Here is a 12,735-nt window from a genome sequence, read left to right on the forward strand (position 1 = left end):
TTTTTATATGTTACAAATATTGCCTGAAATCGTTGTAGGGCAAGGATTATACCTCATCACTACTTCCATATCACTACCCAGAGTTGTTGGTAAAGGTAGAAGCAACATCACAATCAGCTCTAAGTATCTAAATATGTAAATAGTATGTTACATTGATTGTGCGAGGTGAAAAGTAGGAGAAATAGCTCTGTGTGCCTCTAATCGCCAAGGTACGTGCGATATCTATCCGATTAAAGAGTCGATTTTCTATCTGAGTATCCCATATCTGGAGAGTAATGTTGTAATGCTTTCCAAGATGTCTTTACTGTTGCGATCGCTACGTCAATTCCGTTAACTGCCTTTGCTTTTGGCAAGTCGTTAACATTAGGAGTCGATTGATTTCAGATTTAGATTTCTAGCTCCTAATGCAACATTGGCTGACAGTTTTCACCCTAAATTGGGTACGGGAGGCAGCGATGGATCGAACTAGCGAATTAACTTTAGAGCAGGAATTTAGCTTCAGAAGTTTCGCCGACCGAGTAAGGCAAATGTCTCGCGAACAAGCTCAAGAGTTATCGATTTTGCAGTACAAGCACATGATAATTCAGAACATGATATACAAAGGAATTCTGAAAAAGGATTGGCAAATAGAGCAAGATTTTGGTTTGCTGAAAACCAAGAAATAGTAATGACTTTACATCACCAAGCAAATCGCTAACAAAAATTGGAGTATTAACTATGTCTGCTAACACAAATCTTACTTCTTCTTCGCTTAAAGATCGCAATGCTTGGCTTTGGGGATTTACTCCCCAATCTGAAATTTGGAACGGTCGTTTAGCAATGATTGGTTTTTTGTCTGTCATCTTAATTGAAGTATTTTCTAGTCAAGGCTTTCTTCACTTCTGGAATCTTCTATAAGTTAGCAGTTACCCTGTAATGATGCTGACCGCGATCGCGCCTTTGCCGTTGGCTAGGTCAGCTTCACTGACAAATAAGCTGTCATGAACCTTTCGAGCTTAACAAATTAATACACAGTTAAATTTAACTAATTCTTGGAGCTATTTCTAATCTCAAGACATCACTACAAAATAAAATTCGAGACAATCTGCATTGGTGGCTCGGCAGCGATATTCTATATGAACATCAATAGATAGAGCTGATATCCTCATATACACTCTTGGACTGACTTAAAGGACTACCCAGATCGGGATATCAAGCCGAAGGGATTCATACTTCGTTTTTCGCGAGGGTGAGAAACTACACGACTTGCTGAGTCAGGTTCAAGCTGTCATCCTTATGTGGTTAGTACTTCAGGGCAGCCATACCGCGTTCTGAAGCCCGCAACTCCTTACTAGAGATTTTTCGCTCCTTGGTGTAAACCGAATTTAGTCAGATATTCAGATTTCAAAATAGGAAATAAAATGCACTGAATAGAAAGAAGCGATCGCCCTATTAGGTTTAAGTCAACAAAAAGTATAGACCTAATATTTACATTGAATCGCGATGGTTTGAATAAATTCGCTCTCATTTCTTTAAAGGAATCCATTCATGAGTATTGTCAAGAAGTTGATTGTTAACGCAGACGCAGAAACTCGCTATCCTACCCCTGGCGAATTGGAGCAGATTAAGATCTTAGCCCAGAGTGGCGATCGCCGGCTGCGCCTTGCTCAAGCGCTGACAGCTAATCGAGAAGGCATTATCAAACAAGCTGGAAGTCAACTGTTCCAAAGGCGACCGGACATCGTTTCTCCTGGGGGAAATGCTTACGGTCGGGAAATGACTGCAACCTGCTTGCGGGACATGGATTACTATCTACGTTTGATTACATACGCTATTGTGGCTGGTGATGCTACGCCAATTGAAGAAATTGGGGTGATTGGTGTCCGCCAAATGTACAGATCTCTGGGGACTCCTATCGAAGCTGTCGTCGAGAGCGTCCGAGCCATGAAGAATGTCACTAGCACGATGATGTCTGGAGAAGACGCTGGCGAAGTTGGTGCTTATTTCGACTACTTAATCGGTGCTATGCAGTAGAGCAAGGGCTATCGATTTAAGTATTTTAGGTCTATGTAACATAACTCCGATCGAATTCTGCCGAGCAATTTAAGCTTTGGTCGGTCTGGTCGGATAAAATTGGTTAAATGACCCAGAGTAGAACCTAATACTAAAGTGGAGTTTTATATGTCACCCGAAGCCACCCCAACCCAATCTGCCGTCCTAGTTACTATTATCGGTGAAACAGTACTCAAAGATAGCATTGTCCAATTACTGAAAAGCCACAATGTTAGTGGCTACACTATTATTCAAGTGCAGGGTGAGGGTGGTCACGGCAGACGCTTGGGAGACATGGCAGGCTACAACACTAATATTGAAATCAAGACAATTGTGTCGCCAGAAGTCTCAGATACTATTTTCTTGGCACTTAAAGAGCATCATGGCAAGCACGCTTTAATTGCCTTTCGACAAAAGGTAGAAGCTTTGTATTGATTGTTAAACGCGAGGTTGAGGAAGTTAAAAAGCTACTGAAAAAGCTGCTCAAGAATTAGTTCTTTAAGCGCGATCGAGCATTTTATGCTAAGATTAAATTAACGAGAATTATTTTCGGCTACGTGACTAAGCATTAGACACTCTGCCATAGACATCTTCCCGAATCTAAAGCTCTACACCTAATAGGTTTGGGGGGTATTGCATGTCAATTTATATAGAAAATCTATCTTCTGAGGTTGAAGAAGACGAGCTCAAGCGGATATTTTTAGAGTATGGAACTGTGAAACAGGTTCATATACCTACAAATCATAAAACTGGCAAGAACAGAGGATTTGCCGTAGTAGAAATGGAAACATGTGCCGAAGAAATATCAGCAGTTCAGATGCTGAGAGGCATTGAATGGATGGGTCGTATCCTCACAGTGAATAGAGCTAGGATTGAGTTAAAAGATGTTTCGTTGAGCCGCTTGTAGAAAAAATTTCCAGCGGGAAGCAATTGCTTTTTGGTTTCTCTAGCTGCTTAATATACAAGAACGCAGCAGTGCAGAGAAAAATGGGACATGCGTACTGTTGCGAGTAGGTTTCTACTACCGCGAGATTCAAACGATCTTTATTTTAATTCCTCCTAATTGTCTCATCTGACTTTGCCCGCTTTGTTGCTTCAGAATTGCGATCGCAGTCACTTCCGAAAAAAGAGATAGTTAAGGGCTTAATTGAGAGAGTTTAAACTAGAAGTGCAGATAAGAGCTATGGATTCAGCTGTAGATTGCTGCGATCCCAGATAAAAATTAAATCGAATATTAACAAACATAGGTTAGAAAAATGCAAGTTTTATTAAATAAGTCTCTTCAATCACTGACTCCTTATACAACTGAAAACAGTCGAAAGAATCTAGCCGTGTATGCTGGGCAATCTAGATTGAGGAAGTCTACATGCCCTTGTTGTTCATACATTTTGCTCCGTCATATAGATTTGGCAGGAATTTACTGGCGTTGTAGTCACTGTTACCAAAAAATGCCAGTTTATCAACCACTGTATAGCGATCGCAATGACCAACCAGCTCAAGCTCTGAGACCTGCTATAGTTATTGCCAAGCTCAACAGCTTGAAGTTGTGAAGATAGTTTGTATTCGACTTAACCCTCCAATAATTTGTAGTTCTCTACTTTAGCAGTACAGCTACTTCAAACTCTAGGCGGATACGAGCGATAAAACACTTGGCTAGGATGAGAAACATAAGTCATAAGTAAGGTTTTCATGACGACGAATATGGTTGAAACTGACCGCGAGAACGGTCAGCCGCTCGTACTGAATTGGACGAGCATAACGTTTTTTGCGGCAGTTCATGCTATAGCTTTATTAGCACCCTGGTTTTTCTCCTGGTCGGCTCTGGGAGTAGCAATCTTCCTCCATTGGTTATTTGGCAGTATTGGCATTTGCTTGGGGTATCATCGATTACTGACTCATCGTAGTTTGCAAGTGCCGAAGGGATTGGAATACGCGATCGCCCTGATCGGTTCGCTAGCGTTGCAAGGTGGTCCGCTCTTTTGGGTCGCAGGACATCGCAGACATCACGCATACACCGAAGACATTGACAAAGACCCTACTCTGCAAAACGGGGTTTCTGGTGGAGCCACATGGGTTGGCTGCTGTACAAACGTCCAGAGTTTTTTGAGTACGAATCCAACCGGAAATTTGCACCGGATTTAGCAAAAGATGCGTTCTACCGTTGGCTCGATCGCTACTATCTGTTGCTGCAAATCCCACTCGGAGTTGGACTATACCTGCTTGGGGGTTGGTCATTCGTTATCTATGGACTATTCGTAAGAGCAGTCTTGCTCTGGCACAGTACTTGGCTGATCAACTCTGCAAGTCATATCACTGGCTACCGCAGCCATGACTCCGATGATAATTCTCGTAACCTGTGGTGGGCAGCAATTCTCACCTACGGGGAAGGCTGGCACAACAACCATCATGCCTATCCCAACGTGGCAAAAGCGGGTTGGAAGTGGTGGGAAATCGATCTGACCTGGTGGACAATTCTGCTTTTGAAGCAAATGGGGTTAGCTCGAAAAATTGTTTTACCACCAACAGCCTCATAACGCGCACTCGAATCTTAGCTTGTTGCAGAGGCTAATGCTATGTTGCCTGCTGAACGTGGGCTTGATTTCAGTAAAATGCTAAGTGTAGCAGGTAGAAGTTGCACTTACGTTAATCTAAAGCAAATATCTGAAACCATTATTGATTGTAGTGTCAAAGGCTTTCCTATTCCCATCAGAAGTAGAAATCACTGATGCGATCGCGCTTCTTCAAACTTAAAATCCAGTCTATACAAGGAAACTTCGTATATGAAGGCACTCTTGCTCTACCCTTGTTTTCCCCAGTCTTTCTGGTCTTACGATCGCTGTATGGAAATGGCTGGACTCAAAGCAGTCATTCCGCCATTGGGAATTATTACAGTTGCAGCAATGCTGCCAAAGGATTGGGAAATTAGGTTTTATGACCGTAATGTCAACCAGGAAACAGATGGCGATTGGCAGTGGTGCGACATGGTTATTCTTTCTGCCATGCTGGTTCAGAAACCGGACTTCCACGCCCTGATTCAAAAAGCTGTACGGTTGGGCAAGAAGGTGGCAGTGGGGGGACCATATCCAACTTCAGTTCCTCAAGATGCCCTCGCCTCTGGAGCGCATTATTTGGTACTGGATGAAGGCGAGCTAACTATCCCGCAATTTCTAGAAGCACTTTCCCAAGGTCAACAACAAGGAATATTTCGCGCTACCGAGAAGCCTGACGTTACCACTAGCCCGATTCCCCGCTTCGATCTGCTCCAGCGGGATGCCTACTTCATGATGGCAATTCAGTTTTCTCGCGGCTGCCCCTTCAACTGCGAATTCTGTGACATTATCACGCTTTATGGTCGTAAACCGCGCACTAAGGAACCAAGTCAGACCTTAGCAGAGTTGCAAAATCTCTACGACTTAGGCTGGCGGGGGTCGCTTTTCATCGTTGACGACAATTTTATTGGGAATCAGCGCAATGTCAAACGGTTCCTACGAGAATTGATTCCTTGGATGAAGGAACGCAGCTATCCCTTCACATTCATCACTGAAGCCTCGGTTAACCTAGCAGAGGATGATGAACTGCTACAACTCATGCAAGAAGCAGGGTTCTACGCCGTCTTTCTTGGTATCGAAACTCCAGATACTGATAGCCTGCAAACCACTCGCAAGTTGCAAAATACCCGTAACCCGCTAATAGAAGCCTGTCGCAAGATTAATCAGGCAGGATTATTGATTTACGCAGGTTTTATCCTGGGCTTTGACGGAGAACGCTCGGGCGCTGGAGAACGAATTCAAGCATTTGTGGAACAAACTAGTATTCCTCAACCGATGCTGGGAATTTTGCAAGCCTTGCCTAATACTGCCCTTTGGAATCGGCTGAAAGCAGAACAGCGTTTATTAGAGGGCATCGGTATCACCCCAGTCGGGGATCAAAACACGTTGATGAATTTCATCCCCACTCGACCAGTTGCTGAAATTGCTAGAGAGTATGTAGAAGGCTTCTGGACGTTGTACGAACCCGCAAACTATCTCAAGCGCTGTTTTGAGCAATGCCTTAACATTGTTCCCCCGGCTGGGCGAAAGCAGAGTATGCACTTTGCTCCAGGCAAGGGGCTGCGGCTATTAGCACGGTTGATCTGGCATCAGGGCTGGCGACGAGCTGAAATTCGGGCGCAATTTTGGCGACAGTTGTGGGTAATCGTGCGTACCAAACCTCAAGTTCTGAATATGTATCTGGGGCTGTGTGCGGCTGGAGAGCATTTCTGGGAGTACCGCGCTTTAGCAAGAGAGCGAATTACCCAGCAACTAGGCTACGACCCACTGGCAGAAGCGACGCTACCAGTTAAAGCACTGATGCATGTCAGCACGTGATTTACTAGCAAACTAGGAGTTGGCGGGGATGCGCTCAATTTGGGCGTAGCCGCTGAAAATCAATAGTTTTTCTTGGGTTTCCAATTGGTTGAGTCGGAGCGTGATGCCATCGAGATCGAAGCGCTCCAAATCGACCATGCGATCTAAAATTTCTACCAATATGATGCTTAGGGTTTGAGAGATTTCTCGTCGAGATTCTGGTACGCTATCTGCTTCAAACTTCGGTTCGCAAAAAGCAAGGCGGCATCGTCGCTCGATGGTTATGGTTACACTCAGACTAATCGGCACGAGTTCGCCGTTGCTTAGATTGGCATTAGCCCAAATCTGTACCCGATTGTTGGCTAATAGCTGTAGCCGCACAGCTTCAAAAGAGATTGAATTACCACCAGATATATTGGATAAAGCAGGTAGATAGAGGTTTTGGAGGCGCTTTCTCACCAGCTCTGCCCCAAAAGCGCGATCCTAGTCCAGATGCCACTCATGCTTCAGAAATTCCTGGTACATTGTTTTCTGAATTATCATCTGCTTATGCAGCACAATCAAAAATTCCTGGGCTTGTTCGCGGGACATCTGCTGCACTTGGTCGGCAAAGCTTCTGAGGCTAAATTCTTGCTCTATAGATAATTTAATGGGCTGATTCATCGCTGACTCCTGCCCCACTGGGGCGAAAACTAGAAGATAGAGTCTAGCTAGATATCTTTGTCTGAGGTTAGATACCTAGTTCGCTCGCTATTGTCATACTGAGCTAATCGCCACTACAAAGATTTGCTAACTACTGCTTTCTTCGGTCTCTTTCCGGCTTTGAGATCTCCGTTTTGGTTGAAATGCATTTCCAGTGGTTCGCAGGTATAAACGTCAGGCTCCATCAAGAAGCTATCGGCAGTCATACATTCATTCAGGTTGAGGGTATTCCCTTCTTTATCGGTGTAGCGCATGGATGCCCTCGTGTAAGCGTATGTAAATTATTATAACAAAATATTTCTGTCGATCTGCTTGAATATTTCAACGACTAGTCTTGACCGCACTCAATCGGAGTTATCTATCTTTTGACTAGATCCCAACTAGATAAATCAAGAGCAAAGTTCCACAAAACAAAGCATCAAAGGCTTTTGAGCGCATACATCTAGCGATGCCGGAGGGAGCGTCTACACAGCTTGTTAAAATATGGCGAAGGTCTTTTATCACTAACTAAAATGTATTCAATACACCCATTCCAACGCGATCGCTCTCGTGCGAGAGTTCAATAGTGCGCTAGTATAGTGGGTGAGACTAAAATTCGGTTATATCGTTTGTTTTTAACATTAACAGGCTTCTCTCCGAAATCTAAATCTCTACACCTTTTGATTTTGGAGACAATCATATGTCTATATATGTCGGCAATTTATCATACGAGGTAACGCCAGAAGACCTCAGTGCTGCTTTTGCAGAGTACGGTTCTGTAAAGCGGGTGCAACTCCCAACCGATCGCGAAACTGGTCGGATGCGCGGTTTTGCTTTTGTGGAAATGGATACAGATACTGAAGAAACAGCTGCCATTGATGCTCTTGATGGTGCTGAATGGATGGGGCGCAACCTGAAGGTTAATAAGGCAAAGCCTAGAGAAGACAGAAGCTCATTCGGTGGTAATCGCAGAGGTAATTTCTCTAGTCGCTACTAAGCTTTAAGACAGATAATTTAACTCTAAGGTTTAAGGGTAGATCGGGAGTCTACCCTTTTTTGCTAACAACTTAATTTCAGGATAAATTGCCCAAATTCTATTTTAACTTACTCAATTGAGAGGAGAATAGATGGCACAAATTATTTTGGGTGAAAATGAAGGAATTGAGTCAGCCTTGCGTCGATTTAAGCGCGAAGTTTCTAAAGCAGGGATTTTTTTAGACATCAAGAAACATCGTCACTTTGAAACGCCAATTGAAAAACATAAACGTAAGGAACTCGCTAAGCATAAGCAGCGGAAAAGACGTTCCCGCTACTAAGCTAGCTGTCTGAAATTTTAGTTTTGATTCATGAACGTGGAGCAGGCTTCTAGCCTGCCGCAGGCTAAAAGCCTACTTTACAAATCATTTAGAACTGCTATAGTTTCCGAGCGAGATATAGCCTTTTTCAATTCGATGAAATACAAGATCTGTAGGGGCGCACAGCTGTGCGCCCCTACGAATGTATCGCATCATAACGAGAATCGCTATAGTATCGCACTGACAGTATGTCCTTCCACCCATTAGTCAATACTATGCTGGTTCTCAGTGAGTCTCGTCCCGACGATCGACAATAATGACTTCAGGAGCATCGTCAACACTACCTTCGGTGCGGTAGGTGGGGTTAGCTGTATTGACGTTATCGACAATGCCTTCGGTGCGGTAAGCCGGTCTAGTCGAATTTATCCGCGCTACATCAGTCACAACATCGGTACGGGTAGTGGTCGCATTTGGGTTGTTATATACACCCCATTCTTGAATCCCGCCACCGCCAAGAATTCTGGCTGCGTGGGCGATTTCGTCGTCAGTGCCATCCACAATAACTAAATAATGTCCTCTAGAAACGCGATCGCTGTAAACTTTGGCTCTTTCCTCGGGAATCCCCAAGCCAATTAGTGCGCCTAGCAAACCGCCCGCAGCCGCACCAATCGCACCACCAGCCGCAGTTGTAGCCAGGGCTGTAGCAACTTCGCCCGCTAGCATCACTGGACCAACACCAGGAATTGCTAAAGTGCCTAGTCCGACCAATAAACCAGTCAGTCCGCCTAAAACTCCGCCTGTCACCGCTCCAGTAGCAGCACCTTCATCGGCTTTGTTCCCGACGCGATCGCGATCTTCTACATCTACACCAGCAATATCAGGTTTGCTGTCTGCATCTTGGGCGATGATGGAAACCCGACCCATCCCAAAACCAGAATGCTTTAATTCATTCAGGGCGCGTTCCGCATCTTTACGCCGCTCAAATGTGCCTACTGCTCGTCTGTGGTAGCCTAAAGTCATTTTTTTGCTCCAATTTCAAAATTCCAGTGGAAACTTTAAAACAATCCACCGATCCCGTTCACGGCTAACGCTCCGGCGATCGCAGATGCGACAAGAGAAGTCAAAGCCGTACCAAACAACCACCAAGCTGCACCAGATGCGGCTTTTTTGGTTTCTACTGCTGTTGCCTGTGCTTGTTGTTTCAAAGCTTCCAGCCGTTTTTGCGTTTCTTGCTGAATGCGTTCGGCTTGATGCAGCACTCGATCGCGCGTACCTTCAATTTGACCCACAATCCGCTCGGCATCGGCTGGGGAAATATCTTCGCGAGAACTCAACACGGCGATTAGTGTATCGCGATCGAATTGGCTCAAGCGATTGCGTAGAGCATCAAATCCCGCTTGCGGATCGTCAAACAAGGTGGTGAAGTCTTGCTGAATTCCCTCGTAGTTGAGTTCGGGACGCTCTAGCGAGTTGAGGTAGCTGCGAATGCGATCGAAAACTGAGTCGATAACAGACTGTACGCTACGCTGAATTTTCTCAATTTGCTCGGCAACAGAGTTACGTACAGTCAGGATGCGATCGACAATTTGATTTGCTTCTTCTTCCGAAATATCTTCTCTTTGAGAGAGTAAAGCCACTATCGTCGAACGATCGAAGTGCGAGAGGCGATCGCCAAAACTACCTAATCCAGCACGAGGCTCGTTGAGCAATAGTTGCAAGTCGCGCTTAATGCTATCGGGATTGAGTTCTTCTTTATTCGTATTCCGCAAGTAACTTTCTAAAGTTGTCTCAAAATCGATCGCCTGCTGTTGGACGCGGCTTGCCAAACGGCGTGGTGCTTGCACAATGCTGTTAATTGCTTCTTCTACAGAGTCGATTGCTCGATTGACTTGTTCTTCGCTCAAGTCTTGCCGTTGCGACAGTAGTTTCACCAAGGTTTCCCGATCGACGTGAGACAAGCGATCGCGTAATGCTATGGCTCCCTCTTGAGGATCTTCCAATACTTTACGTAAATCCTGCTGGATGCCTTCAGGATTGAGTTCCTCTAAGTTGGTGTTACGCAGATATTCAGAAATCGCCGTTGTCGTTTTGTCGTATTGCTCTTTGGCTTTGCCTGTGAGCTGTTGCGGTGCTTGTAAGATATTATCGCGGACTGATTCTAAGCGATCGAGAGTTTGATTTATTTGCTCCTCGCTCAAATCTTGACGTTGCGATAGTAATGCTACTAAGGTTTCGCGATCGAACTGCGATAATCTTGAGCGTAATACAGAAATTCCCACTTGCGGATCTTCTAGCAAGGTGCGGAAATCGCGCTCGATGCCTTCAGGGTTGAGTTCTTCTTTATTAGTATTGCGAAGATACTCTTCTACTTTCTGCCTTACTTCTGCTGCTTTAGCTTGCGCCTGTTCTTGCAATTCTTTGGCTTTGTTGACAACGCGATCGCGAGTGCTTTCGAGTTGACCGACAATATTATTTGCTTCCTCTTCGCTAATATCCTGGCGTTGTTTGAGCAGTTGAGTCAAAGTATCGCGGTCAAATTGCGATAGGCGATCGCTGAGTGTTTCCACACCCGCTTCTGGATCTTCTAGAAGAGTTTGGAAGTCGCGCTCAATCCCTTCGGGATTTAGTTCTTCCTTGCCAGTCGATCGCAGATAATTTTCTACACGGCTACGCAGGTCTTGCGATTGCGCTTGTGACGCACCAGCAGAAACCGTAGCTAAAATCTCGGTGCGGATCTCTTCTAATTGCTGGGCAACTTCTTGGACTTTGTTCTCAAGTAGATCGCCGCGTTGATTCAGTTTTTGTGTGAAATAATCTTTATCTAGCTGCTCTAGCTCTTGTTTAACTTTACCTGGATCTGCTTGCGCATCGTAGATAACGTCTCTAAATTCTTGCTTAATCGTTTCGCGGTTGAGATGCCACGGGTAAGATTTCAGCAGATAATCATCTACATCGCTGCGGATGGCGCTGTTTGGCTGTGCTGGTAGTTTTTGCGCTTGCTGTTGCACCTGCTGTTTAAATTGCTGTAACTGACCGGAAATCTTGTCTCGGTCTACTTCTGGCAACTTATCGATGAATTTTTGCAGTTGACCAGAAATATTTTCCACATCAATTCCAGCCAGATTGGTTCTTTCGAGTACTGCGGTGGTGAGGGCGCTGACACCTAGTTGCACAGCTCGATTCCCCCAACCGTTGCTTTGCTTTTCATTCGATTGGGTGCTTTGTACCAATTGTTCCAGTTGTTCGCTGAGTTCGCTGGAATTGAGTTGTTCGGGAGAAGCTTCTTTAATAAATTGACTTAATTGAGCTTGCGGATCTACTTCGCCTGTACCGATCGTTTGCTGCCAAACGCCTTGTAACTGGTCTACAATCCGATTCACATCTTGTTTGGATAAATCCGTGCGATCGCTGACTAAATCTGCAAATGTCTCGCGGTTAATGTTACGTAATACGTCGCTATCAGCCACAGATTTTAGATCGGAGTTTTTGAGGATATTTTCAAACTGACCGCGAATTTCGTCTAAATTCAGTTGCGGTAGTTGTAAATTTCCCAAAGACTTTTGTAGAGTCTTACCGATCGCGTCTGGGTCGAGTCCTGTAGTGAATTCTTGCCGAACTGCGGCGGCGATCGCTTCAGCTGTATCCACAGCTTGATTCTTGGCTACATTAGCGCCTAAAGCTGCGGTTGCTGTCCCTACCAGTCCTTGAAAGCCAGAGGTAGCAGTGCTAACTAAAGAACCGATCAGCGAACCAACTGTAGTTGAGCCTAACCACAACAGGATAGAAAAATAGGTAGACCAAATAACTACCCCAATAATTGCCCCTAATACCGCACTGCTGACTAAACTAAGTTTCACAGCTAAAAAACTGGCAACGAATAGAGCCACGCCGCCAGTTGTTAAAGCCAAAAGACCTACTGCGGTCGAGATTTTACGGACTGTGCTACCTAAATTATCTGTATCGTCGGCATCTCCCCCACCTAACGCGGAAATACCTAAAGCGACTGTAAAGTTAGTTAACAGGAGTTGGAAAGCAAATGCCATCACTACACCCGCAAACAATGCCACTAAGAATTGTGGACCCGAAAAGACTGCGGCAGCTTCTTCGGGAGTGAGAATTTCTTCTGTGATAATTTGTGCTAGCCAATAGTTATTGAAACCATGCCCTGCTATTTCTGCAATTTCCCACATATGACTACCTCGTTTGAATTCGGCGCACGCTCATACTGCTACATCTGAGGCAATATATTTCCCAAGCTAACTGATAGCTTATTTAGCCGTTTATACCGCAAGTTATGTATTTTTGACTTCTCTCGTTGTGTATCTAAACTGATAGAAATATTTTCAGAAATATTTTCCTGAAATCAGATATAGCAGTTCTAA

13 protein-coding genes and 1 pseudogene are annotated in these 12,735 nt (G+C 44.7%); 9 read left to right on the plus strand and 5 right to left on the minus strand.

Annotated elements, in window-relative coordinates:
- The first annotated feature begins 455 nt into the window (after positions 1-455).
- The 7 genes and pseudogenes from DSM107010_RS21470 to DSM107010_RS21505 all read left to right on the plus strand — a co-directional run bounded on the left by DSM107010_RS21470 (position 456) and on the right by DSM107010_RS21505 (position 6,398).
- Positions 456-665, plus strand: coding sequence for an NblA/ycf18 family protein (locus DSM107010_RS21470; protein ID WP_041463080.1), 210 nt, complete (start codon positions 456-458; stop codon positions 663-665).
- Between the two features lie 52 nt (positions 666-717).
- Positions 718-897 (plus strand): chlorophyll a-b binding domain-containing protein, encoded by a 180-nt coding sequence (locus DSM107010_RS21475; protein ID WP_015154540.1) that lies wholly within the window; start codon positions 718-720, stop codon positions 895-897.
- Positions 898-1,527: 630 nt separating this feature from the next.
- On the plus strand, positions 1,528-2,013 hold the full coding sequence (locus DSM107010_RS21480; protein ID WP_015154539.1) for a globin family protein: 486 nt from the start codon (positions 1,528-1,530) through the stop codon (positions 2,011-2,013).
- A 147-nt stretch (positions 2,014-2,160) separates the two neighbouring features.
- Complete coding sequence (locus DSM107010_RS21485) at positions 2,161-2,466, plus strand: P-II family nitrogen regulator (protein WP_015154538.1); 306 nt, start codon at positions 2,161-2,163, stop codon at positions 2,464-2,466.
- A 202-nt stretch (positions 2,467-2,668) separates the two neighbouring features.
- Entirely contained in the window at positions 2,669-2,938 is a 270-nt protein-coding gene (locus DSM107010_RS21490; RefSeq protein WP_106167828.1) for an RNA recognition motif domain-containing protein, read from the plus strand.
- Between the two features lie 782 nt (positions 2,939-3,720).
- Positions 3,721-4,565, plus strand: a pseudogene (locus DSM107010_RS43060) (acyl-CoA desaturase).
- A gap of 246 nt (positions 4,566-4,811) precedes the next feature.
- Positions 4,812-6,398 carry a B12-binding domain-containing radical SAM protein gene (locus DSM107010_RS21505; protein ID WP_106167826.1) on the plus strand — a complete coding sequence of 529 codons (1,587 nt, stop codon included), beginning with the start codon at positions 4,812-4,814 and terminating at the stop codon, positions 6,396-6,398.
- Positions 6,399-6,410: 12 nt separating this feature from the next.
- Here the strand turns inward: DSM107010_RS21505 and DSM107010_RS21510 are convergent, their stop codons facing one another.
- The 3 genes from DSM107010_RS21510 to DSM107010_RS21520 form a co-directional block, all read right to left on the minus strand.
- Positions 6,411-6,836: a hypothetical protein gene (locus DSM107010_RS21510; RefSeq protein ID WP_181246367.1), complete on the minus strand. Its 426-nt coding sequence runs from the start codon at positions 6,834-6,836 to the stop codon at positions 6,411-6,413.
- A 24-nt stretch (positions 6,837-6,860) separates the two neighbouring features.
- A complete protein-coding gene (locus tag DSM107010_RS21515) occupies positions 6,861-7,040 on the minus strand; it encodes an NblA/ycf18 family protein (RefSeq protein ID WP_015154532.1) in 180 nt (59 codons plus the stop codon).
- Between the two features lie 113 nt (positions 7,041-7,153).
- A complete protein-coding gene (locus tag DSM107010_RS21520; RefSeq protein WP_015154531.1) occupies positions 7,154-7,333 on the minus strand; it encodes a hypothetical protein in 180 nt (59 codons plus the stop codon).
- Between the two features lie 425 nt (positions 7,334-7,758).
- On the opposite strand from DSM107010_RS21520, the gene DSM107010_RS21525 reads away from it, so the two are divergent.
- Complete coding sequence (locus DSM107010_RS21525) at positions 7,759-8,055, plus strand: RNA recognition motif domain-containing protein (RefSeq protein WP_106167825.1); 297 nt, start codon at positions 7,759-7,761, stop codon at positions 8,053-8,055.
- 130 nt (positions 8,056-8,185) lie between these two features.
- Positions 8,186-8,374, plus strand: a complete 189-nt coding sequence (rpsU, locus tag DSM107010_RS21530; RefSeq protein WP_015154529.1) for a 30S ribosomal protein S21 — start codon at positions 8,186-8,188, stop codon at positions 8,372-8,374.
- Between the two features lie 264 nt (positions 8,375-8,638).
- On the opposite strand, the gene DSM107010_RS21540 is transcribed toward rpsU, so the two are convergent.
- Positions 8,639-9,373 (minus strand): hypothetical protein, encoded by a 735-nt coding sequence (locus tag DSM107010_RS21540; protein ID WP_015154528.1) that lies wholly within the window; start codon positions 9,371-9,373, stop codon positions 8,639-8,641.
- 35 nt (positions 9,374-9,408) lie between these two features.
- A complete protein-coding gene (locus DSM107010_RS21545) occupies positions 9,409-12,543 on the minus strand; it encodes an MFS transporter (protein WP_127023899.1) in 3,135 nt (1,044 codons plus the stop codon).
- Between the last annotated feature and the right edge of the window lie 192 nt (positions 12,544-12,735).

The sequence above is a fragment of the Chroococcidiopsis cubana SAG 39.79 genome, from assembly GCF_003991895.1.
Taxonomy (GTDB): domain Bacteria; phylum Cyanobacteriota; class Cyanobacteriia; order Cyanobacteriales; family Chroococcidiopsidaceae; genus Chroococcidiopsis; species Chroococcidiopsis thermalis.